The 14,191-nt window shown below is 72.4% G+C and carries 7 protein-coding genes and 1 tRNA gene; 2 read left to right on the top strand and 6 right to left on the bottom strand.

The window, feature by feature from the left end; genetic code table 11:
• Window positions 1-170 precede the first annotated feature (170 nt).
• Window positions 171-246, bottom strand: a tRNA-Arg gene (locus ACFHWS_RS26115).
• 161 nt (window positions 247-407) lie between these two features.
• Here ACFHWS_RS26115 and ACFHWS_RS26110 point away from each other — a divergent pair.
• Window positions 408-890 carry a hypothetical protein gene (locus ACFHWS_RS26110; protein ID WP_416557481.1) on the top strand — a complete coding sequence of 161 codons (483 nt, stop codon included), beginning with the start codon at window positions 408-410 and terminating at the stop codon, window positions 888-890.
• Between the two features lie 274 nt (window positions 891-1,164).
• Window positions 1,165-1,878, top strand: coding sequence for an iron transporter (locus ACFHWS_RS26105; RefSeq protein ID WP_416569315.1), 714 nt, complete (start codon window positions 1,165-1,167; stop codon window positions 1,876-1,878).
• Window positions 1,879-1,996: 118 nt separating this feature from the next.
• On the opposite strand, the gene ACFHWS_RS26100 is transcribed toward ACFHWS_RS26105, so the two are convergent.
• The 5 genes from ACFHWS_RS26100 to ACFHWS_RS26080 all read right to left on the bottom strand — a co-directional run bounded on the left by ACFHWS_RS26100 (window position 1,997) and on the right by ACFHWS_RS26080 (window position 14,024).
• Window positions 1,997-3,199: a PP2C family protein-serine/threonine phosphatase gene (locus ACFHWS_RS26100; RefSeq protein ID WP_416557483.1), complete on the bottom strand. Its 1,203-nt coding sequence runs from the start codon at window positions 3,197-3,199 to the stop codon at window positions 1,997-1,999.
• A gap of 105 nt (window positions 3,200-3,304) precedes the next feature.
• Complete coding sequence (locus ACFHWS_RS26095) at window positions 3,305-3,586, bottom strand: acyl carrier protein (RefSeq protein ID WP_416569314.1); 282 nt, start codon at window positions 3,584-3,586, stop codon at window positions 3,305-3,307.
• A gap of 44 nt (window positions 3,587-3,630) precedes the next feature.
• A complete protein-coding gene (locus ACFHWS_RS26090) occupies window positions 3,631-6,792 on the bottom strand; it encodes a non-ribosomal peptide synthetase (protein ID WP_416569313.1) in 3,162 nt (1,053 codons plus the stop codon).
• A 63-nt stretch (window positions 6,793-6,855) separates the two neighbouring features.
• Window positions 6,856-8,409, bottom strand: a complete 1,554-nt coding sequence (locus ACFHWS_RS26085) for an AMP-binding protein (RefSeq protein WP_416557485.1) — start codon at window positions 8,407-8,409, stop codon at window positions 6,856-6,858.
• Entirely contained in the window at window positions 8,406-14,024 is a 5,619-nt protein-coding gene (locus ACFHWS_RS26080) for an amino acid adenylation domain-containing protein (RefSeq protein ID WP_416569312.1), read from the bottom strand. Before ACFHWS_RS26080 ends, ACFHWS_RS26085 begins: the two co-directional genes overlap by 4 nt.
• Window positions 14,025-14,191 lie beyond the last annotated feature (167 nt).

The following is a 14,191-nucleotide window of genomic DNA, read 5'->3' as shown; positions in this document are numbered from 1 at the left end:
CCCCCCGGATCATGCGCACGACAGGGGCAGTCAGTCATACCGAGCCGGGCGACCGAGCAGTTTCCTGTGGGGACGATCAAAAAGGTAACGGGGGTTCTCGGGGGTGACTCAAATTTTCATAGCCTAGCATCTATGCCTTGCGGAAGTTCTTGCTGTTCAGCACCTTGTGTTGGTGCCCCCGGCAGGATTCGAACCTGCGACACACGGTTTAGGAAACCGTTGCTCTATCCCCTGAGCTACGAGGGCGCGAACGCCGAGTCTACCGGCCACAGGTGTGCCTGGTGCCTGCGGGGAGCGACCGGCGGTGGCGGCCCAGCCTGGTTGGCGCGTGTCGTGCCCGGTTGCGACCTGGCCCGCGCCAGGGCCAAGGTCTTACGGAAAGGTGACATATCATCACTGTGGGCGTCATGGATATCGACGGCCGCAGCATTCTGCTGTCCCTCCGCCGGGCGGATCGATCCAGAGGAGAACATGTGAGAATGCCTTACGCGGCTCGGGTGGCAACGGCGACGGTTGTCGGTCTAGCCGCCGTCTCGCTCACCGCAGCCAGCTCTGCCAGCGCCACGGGATCCACGGCAGCCAACCGTCACCCAATCTGCAACAGTGTGGGCTTCAACCTGCCAGCCACGGTCGGCGGGACGGTCACCATCCCGGTCACCGGCCACGCCGCCAATCCTGACCTGACCCCGACCCCTCTGGTAGGGGTGTTCGGCGGCGCGCCCCTCGGGTCGGTGGTGATCTCCGACAACGGCACCGCTGCGACCACCAACGAAGACGTTCTGATTTTCACCCGTACGAGTGGCAGCCGCGGCGCACCTTTACTGGACCGTCTCGGACGGCACGCTCAACGCGCAGTGCGTCGCGACCGGTTACGACCTGCCGCCGGGTAACGGTTGACCCACTGACGCGACGACGGCAACAGAAGACACGGCGCCCGCACCAGCCCGCCGACGGCACGGAGCCGGAGGCAGGCTGGCGCGGCCGCTGGTCAACGGCTCATAGTCCATCGGCTTCCCGACCGACGGCATGGCTAACGCCGACCGGTGGGTGACCGGAGCCGCCCATCGGGTGACCGAGCCAGCCCGGTGTGGGGCGAAGCAATAGCGCGGCCGCTGCGGGGTAGACCCAGGCGAGAAGGCAACCAGATCGACCCGGAGGGTCACCATGACGACACCAGCGGCGCAGCCGCCCATGCGGACCAGCAACGAGGCCACCGAGGAGCAGCTCGCCGTCGCCCGGCGGCAGGGTCAGGCGTACGGCGGCGCGCTGCGCGCCATGGCCGAGGAGGACGGGGCGCAGAGCCAGCTGGCCGGCGACTACCTCGTGACGTTTGTCAACGAGGAGGCGGAGGGCATGTACGAGCTCTCCGGCGGTCAGCTGCTCTGGCGGGAAGCTGCCCCGGATGCGAACGTTCATCTGGAGGTCGCGGTCGCGGATGCCGCCGACGGCCGGTTCATCCCCGGTTTGGACGTGCGGATCACCGTCAGCCGGAACGGTCAACCGGTCGCCACTGCCGGCCTGCCGTTCCTGTGGCACCCGTTCCTGTACCACTATGGCGGCAACGCCTCGGTGCCCGGTCCCGGCCCGTACGACGTGACGGTCCGGATCGCGCCGCCGCAGTTCATGCGGCACGACCCGGTCAACGGCAAGCGGTACGCGACTCCGGTCGAGGTGCGCTTCGACCAGGTGATGTTCGCGAACGGGCGCAAGACCAGCCCGGACGCGCAGCCCCGTGGCGCCGACGCCCCGACGATCGGCGGGGACGGTGCCGGCCCACGCGACTGGGCGGACACCGCTGCCGCCTCCCGTACCTCGGACGATGCCGGTGCCCGCGCCCCGCACGACGCCGCCGGGGTGCCGTCGATCGGCCGCTGGTAACGCCCGTGACAGCGGGGCCGAGCGCCAGATGCGATGACTGTCGGCGGCGGAGCGCGAACAATGGCTATCGGCGGCGGAGCGCGAACAATGGCTATCGGCGGCGTAGCGCCAACAATGGCTATCGGCGGCGTAGCGCCAACATGGCGATGTCGTCGACCAGCGGTCGGCCGTCCACCAGCGCGCCCATCGTCTCGGCGCAGGCCGTCTCGGCGCTGGTGGCGACCAACGAGTCGCACAACTGACGCAGGCCGTTGTCGATGGTCGGCCCCCACCGCTCCACCAGGCCGTCGGTGAAGAAGAACAGCAGCGCGCCGGGCTCGAGGGCGTGCCTGCGCACCCGGCGTGGCCGGTGGATGCTGGTGCCGAGCGGAAGGTCCGCCGGCACCGGCAAGCTGTGTGCGGCGTGGCCACCGCCGATGGTTACCGGCGGCGGATGGCCGGCCGTCGACACCGACACGACCGTCCGGGTGGGGTCGATCGTCGCGTAGCACACCGTCGCCATCATGCCCGGCTCGAAGTGCTGCACCTTGCGGTCCAGCCGGGCGAGCACGTCGGCCGGGTCGGTGGTTTCCAGAGCGTACGCGCGCAGCGCGCTGCGCAGCCGGCCCATCACGGTCGCCGCGTGCAGCCCGCGTCCGGTGACATCGCCGATCGCCACGCCGACCCACCCGTCGGGCAATGGCAGCACGTCGTACCAGTCGCCGCCCACCCCGGCGTCGTGGCCGGCGACGTACCGGGCGGCGAACTCCAGCCCGGCGACCGTCGGTAGTTCGGTGGGCAGCAGGTCGTACTGCAGCGCCAGGGTGGCGGCACGGTCGACCTGGCTTTCGCGGGCCTGGTCGGCCAGGGCGATCCGGTCGGCCAGCAGCCGCAGCATTTGTTCGTCGTCGCAGGCCGGCCCGCGTCGTCGGGTTGCCACGTGCAGCACCCCGCTGACCGAGCCGCCGATCGTCACCGGCACCGCCAGCAGCGACCGGATGCCCTGCCCCTGCAACGCCGGATGCGCCAGCGCGTCGTCGTCAGGGTCGGCCAGCATGACCGTGTCACCGGTGGTCAGCACCTTGCCGGCGTACCCACGCCCCAGCGGCAGCCGGGCCGGCGGTTCGTGGCCGGCCTCGATGCCCCAGGCAGCGGCGGTGACCAGCTGCTGGGAGTGCGCGTCGAGTAGGAACACGGCGGCGGAGTCGGCGCCGAGCAGCCCGCCGGTGCGGGCCAGTGACTCGACCAGCAGCGCGTCGAAGCTCAGCCGGGACAGGGCAGGGTCAGTGATCGCCTCGATGCGTTCAAGGCGCTTGTCCGCGTTCCCACCCTCGACTGACACGAACGCAGCCTAGTCGAGCGGCCGGCTCACCCGGCACCGACGGACAGTGACGCCGTGTCGGACAGGCATCGAAAGCCGGTGCCTTAGCATGTAGTGACCGATTCGTCACCCGGTGGTGGCGACCCGGTCCGGCTCCGCCTCGTCGCGGGCGTCGACGATTGCGGCCACCAGGTCGTCCAGAGTGTCCATCCACTGGCCGGGGCCGTCGAACTCCACCTCGACGCCGAACTCGGCCTCGACGGCGTCGACCAGGCGGAGCAGGCCCAGCGAGTCGACTCCCAGCGCGATCAGCGATCCGCCGTCGGCCAGCTGGTCGACCGGCACCGTGCCGCCGGTCGCCTCGTCGACCAGCTCCATCACCCGCTGCCGCAGCGTCGTCGTGTCCACCGAATCCTCCTTCGTCTCCACCTTGTTCGGCGTCGTCCGCCCGGTCAGCACCGGCCGCCGGCCTCGCGGACCAGGTCGGCGATCTCGGCGATCGTCGGGGTGTCGAAGAACGCGTCCAACGGCACCTCGACGCCGAGCCGACGGTGGATCCGGCTACTGATCCGGGTGATCGTCAACGAGTGCCCGCCCAGGTCGAACAGGTCCTCGTCGATGCTGATCTCGGCGATCTGCAGCACGTCCTGCCAGATCGACCGGATCGCCTCGACGACCGGGTCCGCCTCGACCTGGTCTTTGGCGCCGACCGGGTCCGAGGTGCTGACCCGGCCCGTCGGATCCGTACCGCCGGTCGTCGGTGCCGGCAGCGCGGTCCGGTCCAGTTTTCCGTTCGGGCTCACCGGTAGCCGGTCGAGCAGCACCCAGTCGGTGGGCACCATCGCCGTGGGCAGCGTCTCGGTCAGGTGCCGGCGCAGCTCGGCGACGGTCGGCGCGGCACCCCGGGGAACCAGGTAGGCGACGAGCCGCGGCGACGCCTCGTCCGTACCGCTCAGTAGTACGGCGGCCTCGGCGAGAGCCGGATGCTCCAGCAGCCGGCCGGTGATCTCACCCAGCTCCACCCGGTGGCCGCGGATCTTCACCTGGTCGTCGGCCCGGCCGAGGAATTCCAGCCGGCCGTCGGGCAGCCAGCGACACAGGTCGCCGGTGCGGTACAGCCGGCCGGCGTCGGTGGCGTACGGGTCGGGGACGAATCGCTCGGCGGTCAGCTCGGGGCGGTTCAGGTAGCCGTCGGCGACGCCCCGCCCGCCCAGGTACAGCTCGCCGGGCACTCCGATCGGTACCGGCTGCCGCCGCCCGTCCAGCAGGTACGCCGTGGTGTTCGGCGCCGGCCGGCCGATGGTGACCTCGGCCGGCTCCGGCGGGATTTCCGCCATCGTCGCGTAGATCGTCGCCTCGGTCGGGCCGTACCCGTTGACCAGCCGGGCCACCCGCGAGCGCAACTGGCGGGCCAGCGGGACCGCCAGCGCCTCGCCGCCGGTGACCGCCACCACCCGGTCGTCGAGCCCGGCCTCCAGCAGGACCCGCCAGCCCGACGGAGTCGCCTGCACATGTGTCACTCCGGTCTCGCGCACCAGCCGCAGCACCCCGGCACCGTCGAGCGCGCTGACCCCGGAGGCCACCACCACCTGGCCACCGGTGGTCAGCGGCAGGTAGACCTCGACCCCCGAGATGTCGAACGACGGCGAGGTCAGGTTGAGCCACCGGTCAGCCGGCCCACTGTCGAACATGTCCCGCATGCCGAGCAGGAGGTTGGCCAGCGCACCGTGCGGGACACGTACCCCCTTGGGCCGCCCGGTGGAACCCGAGGTGTAGAGCACGTACGCCAGCTCGTCAGGGCCGGGCAGGTCTGCGGTCCCTGGGTCACCGGTCGCTGGGTCACCGGTCGCTGGGTCACCGGTTTCTGGGTCAGCAGTCGTCAGGTCGAGCTGGTCGAGTGCGAGCACCGGTGACCCGGCGGGCAGGGCGGCCGCCGTACCGCTGGTGGTCAGTACCAGCGCCGGCGCGGCGTCGTCGAGGATCATCGCCTGCCGGGCCGGCGGGTAGTTGGGGTCGACGGGCAGGTACGCGGCCCGGCTGCGCAGCACCGCGAGCAGCGCGACGACCGTCTGCCAGGAGCGGTCCAGCAGCACGGCGACCAGCGATCCCGCCCCGACGCCACGGGCCCGCAGCAGCCCGGCGAGCCGAGCGCTGGCCGCGTCGAGTTCGGCGTAGCTCAGCGCACGTCCACCGTCGACGACCGCGACGGCGTCCGGTGTCCGCCGTACCGCCGCCGCGAACAGCAGCGGCACGGTCGTGTCGGCCGGGTAGTCGCGGCCGGTGGCGTTCCAGCCACGGCAGACCAGCTCGGACTCGGCGGGAGGCAGCACCGGCAGGTCGGCGATCGGCTGTTCCGGGTCGGTGGCCACGGCGGCCAGCAGGGTCCGCAAATGGTCGCCGATCCGCGCGACGGCGGCGGCGGGAACGGCCGAGGGGCTGAACTGCAGGTTGATTTCCAGGTGCTCCTGACCGCTGTCCGGTGCCGGCCCGTCGACGACCTGGATGTGCAGCGCGTTGCGGGCCGCGCCGCTGAACATCGCCCAGTCGACGGTGGTCGGCACCGCGGCGAAGACGGGTTCCGGCGCGCGGCGGCGGTAGCCAATCGACACCGGGGTGAGCGCGGGCGCCGGCCGAACCCCGTTCGCCACGTGTGCCAGCGGAACGGACCGGAACCGGTTGAGCGTCCGCGTCTCGTCCCGGACGGCGTGCGCGAGGTCGCGGAAATTCGCCTCGTCGGGCACCGGGACGGTGACCGGCAGTTCGTTGACGAACAGGCCGATCTCGTCGGCGTCGTCGGCGGTACGGGTCGACAACCCGACGCCGACCGGGACCTGCTGGTTGCCGTACCGGTGCAGCAGCGCCTGCACCGCGGCCAGCAGCAGCTCGAACCGGGTGACCCCGAGCTTGCGCCGGGCCTGGTCGAGCCCGGCGACCAGACCCGGCGCCAGGACCACCGGTACGGCGTCGCCGGGTTCGGCGCCGGTCGGCACTCGGGCGAGACCGGGCAGCACCAGCCCACCCGGGCCGGACCAGCGGGTGGCCCAGTGGTCTGCGGCTGCCGCCGACTCGGCTGCGGCCCGGTCCCGTTCGGTGCCGGCCCGTGCCGCGTACCCGTCGGTCGGCGCCGCCGGCAGTTCGACCGGGCGACTGGCGCGGGCGGCATCGTACGCCGCCGCCAGGTGCCGGACCAGCACGTCCTTGGACGTGCCGTCAAAGACCAGGTGGTGGGCGGTGATCAGCAGCAGGTGCCGGCCACCGGCGGCGGGGATCAGGCTGAACCTGGCCAGCGGACCGGTGCGCAGGTCGTGGCGGCGGGCGATCTCCGCCGCGATCAGCCGGTCGACGCCTGCGTCACCGGCCGGCGGCGTCAGCCGCCGCAGCGTCGGGCGGTCGGCGGCCGGGGCGAGTCGCGGTACGCCGTCGCTGTCGTCGACCCGGGCGGCCAGCGCCGGGTGCCGGTCGACGACGGCGGCGCACGCGGTGGCCAGCGCCGCCTGGTCCAGGCCGGCGGCGTACCACACGCCGAGAGCCATGTGGTACGCCGTACCCGCCACCCCGGCCTGTTCGGTGAACCAGACGGCGTGCTGCGCGTACGTCGCTTCGGCGGTGCCCACGGGATCCTCCTGATGCTGCTGCTGGTTTGTCGATGTCGGACGGTACGGTCGGGCCGGAGCCGGTCAGCCCAGTGGATCGAACAGCGCGGCCAGCGTCCGTTTGAGGACCTTGCCGGCCTCGTTGCGGGGCAGCGTTTCGACGACCAGCACCCGGGCCGGCAGTTGATAGTCGGCGAGCCGGTCGGCCAGGAATGCGCGCACCGTGGGCAGGGTGAGTTCGTGCGGCGGCTGCCCGGCGCGGGGTACCAGCACCGCCCCGACCGCCGACCCGAGCACGGGGTGCGGGACGGCCACCACCGCCGCCTCGCCGACGGCCGGGTGTTCGTGCAGCGCGGCCTCCACCTCCAGCGAGGAGATCTTGAATGCGCCGGACTTGATCATGTCCTGGTGCCGGTCGGCGAGGTACAGGTAGCCGTCGGCGTCCAGCCGGCCGAGATCGCCCATCCGGACCCAGCCCTGACGGAACGTCGCTTCGGTGGCCTGGCCGTCGCGGTAGTACGAACGCGGATGCGGGCAGCGCAGCCAGACCTCGCCGACGCTGCCCGGCGGCAGCGGCCGGCGCTGTTCGTCGGCGATCATCAGCTGACCGTCGGCCGGCCGACCGACGGCGGCCCGCCGCGCCGGGTCGAAGATCATGACGGTCTGGGCGGGGGCGGCCTCGGTCGACGAGTAGTAGTTGACGATCGTCGCGGCCGGGAACGTCGTGGCCAGCCGGGTGGCCACCGCCGGCGCGAGCGCCGCCGCCGTCGACCCGATCAGCATCACGCCGGAGGTGTCCCGGCCCCGCAGGGCACCGGAGTCGAGCAGTTCGATCGCCATCGACGGGACCAGGAAGACGGTGCCGGTGCCGGGCGCGGTCACCAGGCGGGCGAACCGTGCCGGGGTGAACCGGGGCAGGGTCAGCACGGCCGGCTTCGCGGTCAACGCGTTGAACAGCATGGTCTGCCCGGCGTTGGTGCCGATCGGGAAGGCATGCAGGAAGCGTTCCGAGTGGGCCAGGGCCAGCCGGCGCGGGTGGCTCGGCGCCCCGGCCACCAGGTTGGCGTGACTGGCGCCGACGCCCTTGGGCCGGCCCGTGGTGCCCGAGGTGTAAAGGATCTGAGCCAGGTCAGCGGGCCGCACCGGGGGAGCGGGCGCGCCGGTGCTGTCGGCGACCGGGCCGCCGGCGACCAGGTCGGCGAGCGCCAGCGGCGTGACCCCGGTGGGTACGGCCGGCGCCGGCCCGGCCGGGCCGGTCAGCGGTCCGTGCAGGACCAGCCGGGCAGCGCAGTGCCGCACCGCGTACTCCAGTTGGGCCGGGGCGAGGCGGTCGGACAGCGGCACCGCGACCGCACCGGCCCGCGATACCCCGCAGTACGCCACGGCGTAGCCGGTCCACTCCCGCGCCGCGAACACCAGCGCGACCCGGTCACCAGGGGCCACCCCGGCCCGTCGCAGCGCGGCGGCCACCGCCAGCGCCCCGGCCCGCCAGTCGGCGAAGGTGAGCTGGTCCACGCCGTGGACCTCAATGGCGACCCGGTCGGGGTGCAGGGCGCAGCGCCAGTCGAGCAGCTCGGGTACGGTCCGAGCGGCCGGCGCGGCGGCCGGCCGCCGGGGGACACCGGGAGGCCGACTCATCGGCCACCGCCCGGGGACACGGGTAGCTGGGCTCGCTGGCCACCGCCGGGGGTCGCCGCCACCCGGGCCTGCCGGGTCTCGATGCCGACCAGGTCGTCCGGCGGAGCGTCCGGCACCTCGTCGTCGAACCGGGACAGCACCCGGGTGCGCATCGAGACGATCGCGGTCAGCGCGATGCAGACGCCGAAGGCGATGTAGAGCAGGGCGATGCCCCGGCCCGGACCGACCCCGATGACCTGCCCGACCGTGTCGGCCAGCGCCCCGTCCGGCATCAGCAGCGGCTCCATCAGGCTGGTGGCCAGCGGGGCGATCACCCCCCAGCCGAGTGGCATCGTCGACCAGGCGACCATCTGGTTGAGCGCGAAAACCCGACCGTGGAACCGGGGCGGCACCTTGATCTGGATGATCGTGTTGTAGATGCCGTTGACCAGGCCGAGCGCGCAGTACATGCCGAACGCCCCGGCACCGATGACGAGCAGGCTGGGGCGTAGCCCGGTCACCGCGCAGGCCACCGCAATGCCCAGCGTGCCGATCAGCACGGCCCGCATCCGGTAGCGGCGCGGGCCGCCCCAGACCAGCATCACCAGCCCGCCGGCTGCCGCGCCGACCCCGCCGGTGAGCGCGATCTGGGCCACCTCGGCCAGCTCGGCGAAGCCCAGCACCAACGGGGAGAGCAGGAACAGCACCGGGAACAGGAACAGGTTGAGGGCGGCGAAGAAGGCAAGCATGCCGCGGAACTCCCGGCGGCGCAGCGAGTAGCGCAACCCACCGAGGATCTCCTGCCCCAGGCTCTCCCGCCGCTGCAGAGCCAACGTGCGGGGGAACCGGATGGCGATCAGCACCGCGACGGCGAAAACGTACGCCACCACGTCGATGATCATGATGCCGCGCAGTCCGACCGCCTCCAGTAGCGCGACCGCCAGCAGCGGCACCATGAACTGGGTCAACCCGACCGCGGTCTGGGTGAGGCCGTTGGCGTGGCCGAGGAAGCGTTTCGGCACCAGCTGCGGCACCGCCGACACGAACGACAGCCGTTGGAACGCCAACGCCACCGACAACCAGCCGACGAGCAGGTAGAAGTGCCAGATCTCGGCCCGGTCGGCGATCAGCAGCCCGGCCATCACCGCCTTGGCGCCGCCTGCGGCGACGCTGGCGGCCAGTAGCACCCGGCGGCGACTCGTCCGGTCGATCAACGCCCCGGCCAGTGGGGCGATCAGCAGTCCGGGTAGCAGGCTGACGATGGAGAACAGGGCGAACCGGGCCAGCGAATCGGTCTCCAGGTAGATCCACAGTGGTACGGCGAAGTTGGTCAACGCGGTGCCGGTGGTGGTGACGATCTGGCCGGCCGCGACCAGACCGAACCGGCGCAGGCTGGGCTGTGGCCCACCTGCCCGGTCCGGTCCGGCCGCTGCCCGGTCCGGTGCCGACGGTCCGGACCGGGCCCCCGGCGGGTCGGCGGCCGGACCTCGGTCGGAGACCGCGTGCAGCCGCCACGCCGGGTCGTCCACCCCCGCGTCGCCGGTGGGTGGCACGTCTGGTTCGGCCGGTACGGCGAGCCGGAGGTGGACACCGGTGACAATCTCCGCCAACTCGCCGGCCCGGTACTTGAGAAAGTAGTGCCCTGCCTCGTCGATCACCGCCAGCGCGGTGCGGTCGGACAGGAAGTGCCACTCCTGGAAACGTTCCTCATGGAAGTCGGTGCCCCGGTCGCGTTCCCCGACGACCGAGATCACCGGGGCGCGCAGCGGGGTAACCTGGTCGCGCATCAGCGCGGTGAAGTAGTCCTCGGAGACCCGGGCGTCGTGACGCATCGCCCGGATCAGGAACGCCGCCTCTTCCGGGGCGAGGGAACCGATCGAGGTGCCCTGCGCCTGCAGCCAGGTGCGGTAGATCCGGTCGCTGCGGACCCGCTCCACCAACCGCAGCCGCAGCAGCGGACCGAGCAACCCGCCGGTCGGCCGGCCGAACGGGAAGATCGCACCGAGGTAGACCGCGGCCAACTCCCGCCCGGCCGCCTCCAGCCGGCGGGCCACCTCGACGGCGAGCGCCCCGCCCGGCCCACAGTGCCCGTAGAGGATGAGCGTCCCGTCAACCCGGTCCAGGATCTCCGCGACCACGCCCTCGGCGACTTCGTCGATCGGCGCCGGCTCGTCGGCCAGCCCGATGTCGTGCCCGGGCATCGCCACCGACAGCAGCCGCCAGCCGGCCGGCAGCGCGTCGGCGAGCGGCTGGTAGACCACTGCGCTGCCGCCGCCGTACGGGACGCAGACCAGGGTGGCGACCCGCTCGGCGGCGGAGGCTGGTGCGGTCAGCTCATGCAGCAGCCGACCCCGCTCGGCGTCACCGTCGGTCAGCAGAGCGGCGAGTTCGCGTACGGTCCGGTGCCGGAACAGGTCCATCACGCTGACCGCCGGAGGCGTGCCGTCACCGGCGCGGACCGTCGGCAGTTCCCGGCGCAGCCGGGCGACCACCTGGGTGGCCAGCAGCGAATGCCCGCCCAGCTCGAAGAAGTCGTCGTCGGCGCCGACCCGGGGCACCTGCAGCACCGCCTGCCAGACGGCGGCGATCAGCGTCTGCACCGGACCGGTCGGCTCGACGTACTCCCGGGCGGGTTGATCGTCGCCCGGATCCGGCAGCGCCCTGCGGTCGATCTTGCCGTGCTCCTGCAGCGGCAGCCGGTCCAGCCAGCAGTACCGACTTGGGATCATGTGGTCCGGCAGCCGGTCGGCGAGCAGCCGGCGCAGCTCGGCCGGCTCCGGCTCGGGTGCCGGCCCCGGTGCCGGCCCGGGTGCCGTTTCCGGTGCCGGGTCCTGCGGGGCGCGTTCCAGGTAGCCGACCAACCGGTCGTCGCGCAGCAGTACGGCGGCCTGCCGTACCCCGGGAAGCTCGCGCAGCGCCGCCTCCACCTCACCCAGCTCCACCCGGTAGCCGCGGATCTTGACCTGGTGGTCGGTGCGGCCGAGGAAGAGCAGCTCGCCGTCGGCGCGCCACGCGCCGAGGTCACCGGTGCGGTACAGCCGGGAACCGGGCGGACCGAACGGGTCCGGGACGAACCGCTGCCCGGTCAGCCCGGGCCGGTTCAGGTAGCCGCGGGCCAGCCGGTCGCCGCCCAGGTACACCTCACCTGGCACGCCGACCGGCACCGGCCGCAGCCGGGCGTCGAGCACGTGCACCCGGGCGTACGGCAGTGGGTGACCGATCGGCACGCTGCCCGGCCCCCGCTCGTGTGCCGACACCCGGTAGGTGGTCACCCCGACGGTGGCCTCGGTCGGTCCATAATGGTTGAACACTGGTACGCCGTGCCCGGCCAGATCCGCCGCCCAGTCCAGGTCGGCCGCCTCGCCGCCGAGGATCAGCGCCCGCCGGGGCAGCAGCCGCGCGGTGTCCACCTCGGCGGCCAGCGCCCGCAGATGCGACGGCGTCATCTTCAGGTAGTCGATCCGTCCGGTGCGCAGCGCGTCGGCGAGCTCCTCGCCGGTGCACCGCCTCGGCACCAGATGGACGCAGCCGCCGGTCGCCAACGCCAGGTAGAACACGGTGACGCTGAAGTCGAACGACAGCGACTGCAGCAGCGCGTACCGGCCGGCCGGCACGACGTCGAACCGTTCGGCGACCCCGTCCAGATAGTTCAGCACCTGCCGGTGGGCGACCGCGACTCCCTTGGGCATGCCGGTCGAACCGGACGTGTAGATGACGTAGGCCAGGTCGTCGCCGCCCGCCGCCCCTGCCGGCGGCCCGGTCGGCTGCTTTGCGACGACCGAGGCGATCCGGTCCAGGCAGGTCGCCTCGGCGAGGGCCGCCGGGGCGGCGTCGCCGCCCAGCTCGGCGCGGATCGCGCTGCTGGTCAACACCACCGTCGGGGCGGCGTCGGCGAGCATCAGCCGCAGCCGGGCGGGTGGCTGCTCGGGGTCGAGCGGCAGGTAGGCCCCGCCGGCCCGCAGTACGGCGAGCAGCGCGACCGCCAGCTGCACCGACTGGTCCAGGCAGACGCCGACCAGGTGGCCCGGCGCGACGCCGTGCTCCCGCAGCTGGTGGGCCAGCTGGTTGGCGCGTCGGTCCAGCTCGGCGTAGCTGATCAGGTCGTCGCCGTAGACCACGGCGGGTGCCTGCGGGGTGGCCGTGGCGTGCCGGGTGACCAGGTCGCCGAGGGTGACCGCCCCGGCAGTGGCCGGTCGTGGCCGGTCGGTGCCGGGCACCGGGCCGGTGCTGAACGCGGTCAGCTGCCGCTGCTGTGCGTCGTCGAGCAGCGGCAGATCCACCACCGGCCGGTCCGGGTCGGCCACCGCGGCGCGCAGCAACGCCCGGTAGTGCCCGGTGAGCCGTGCCACGGTGGCGGCGTCGAACAGGTCGGTGTTGTAGACCAGCATGGCCCGTAGCCCGTCGTCGGTCTCGCTGACGTAGAGCGACAGGTCGAACCGGGCCGCCGCCGTGTCGCTGCCGAACGCCCCGGTGGTGATCCCGCGCGGCCAGCTGCTCTGCGCCCGCGAGTAGTTCTGCAGGGTGAACAGCACCTGGAACACCGGCGCCCGACTGACGTCGCGGGCGACGTTGAGCTCCTTGACCAGACGTTCGAACGGGACCTCCTGGTGGCTCAGCGCGCGCAGTACCCGGCCCCTGGTGCGGCGCAGTAGCTCGCCGAAGCCCGGCTCACCGTCGTCGCCGGCACTGCTGGCACCACCGCGATCGCCGGCGCTGTTGGTCGGTGCGCGGGACAGGTCGGCCCGGATCGCCACCGTGTTGACGAACAGCCCGACGAGGTTCTCCACCTCCGGCACCACCCGGCCGGCGACCGGTGATCCGATGGCGAAGTCCCGCTGCCCGCTGTACCGGAACAGCGTCGCCTGCCAGCCGGCGAGCAGCGTCATGTAGAGGGTGCTGCGGTGGGCCCGGCTCAGCCGGCGCAGCGCCGCGGTGAGCTCGGCGTCGAAGCCGAACCGGTGCACGTCGCCGGCGTACGACTGCACGGCGGGTCGGGGCCGGTCGGTCGGCAGCTCCAGCGGCGGTACTCCGGCGAGCGCCCCGGTCCAGTAGGCGAGTTCCCGCTGGGCGGCCGGTCCGTCACCGCGTACCCGCTGCCAGGCGGCGTAGTCGGCGTAGTCGATGGCCGGTGCCGGCGGCACCGGCAGACCGTCGGTGAGCGCGCCGTAGAGGGCGGCGACCTCGGCCAGCAGCAGGTTCAGCGACCAGCCGTCGCTGACGATGTGGTGCATCCCGACGTGCAGCACCTGGTCGTCGTCGCCGAGCCGGACCAGGAGCACCCGCAGCAGCGGTGCGACGGCCAGGTCGAACGGGGTCCGCACGGCGGCGTCGACCAGCTCCCGGGCGTGTGTCTCGTCGTCGGCGTCGAGCACCGTGAACGGTACGGTGACCTGCGGTACCACCTCGACCCGCGGCTCGCCGTCGAGGTTCTCAGTGAACCGCATCCGCAGGCTGTCGTGGCGGGCCGCGGCGGTGTCCACTGCGGCGCGCAGCAGGTCGGCATCGAGCGGGCCACCCATCCGTACCGTGCTGTGTACGACGTAGCCGGCGGTGCCCGGTGTCAGCTGCTCGGTGAACCAGATCCGTTCCTGACCGAACGACAGTGTCGGACTTTCCCCATTTCGGTGTTGAATCACTTGTGATTGGATCGGGACACCCTGTGCTGGTACGTCGAGATTCGTCACCCGGATTGCCTTTGATCTGTCTGCATGAACCATCAGCCTGACTCCCGTCGTCGGCGCAGCGGAATCGACTCTTGGTGCACTGTGGTGCAGACAAACGATCGATTCGATGCACGTCGTGC

The sequence above is a fragment of the Micromonospora sp. LOL_013 genome (assembly GCF_048060315.1).
GTDB lineage: Bacteria > Actinomycetota > Actinomycetes > Mycobacteriales > Micromonosporaceae > Micromonospora_E.
Note: the sequence above shows the minus strand (reverse complement) of the source record. Positions and strands in the feature narration are given on the sequence as shown.

Excerpts from the sequence above, each read along its gene's own strand:
- ACFHWS_RS26110 (WP_416557481.1), top strand. The coding sequence starts at position 408 with ATGGATATCGACGGCCGCAGCATTCTGCTGTCCCTCCGCCGGGCGGAT.
- ACFHWS_RS26105 (WP_416569315.1), top strand. The coding sequence starts at position 1,165 with ATGACGACACCAGCGGCGCAGCCGCCCATGCGGACCAGCAACGAGGCC.
- ACFHWS_RS26085 (WP_416557485.1), bottom strand. The coding sequence starts at position 8,409 with ATGAGTCGGCCTCCCGGTGTCCCCCGGCGGCCGGCCGCCGCGCCGGCC.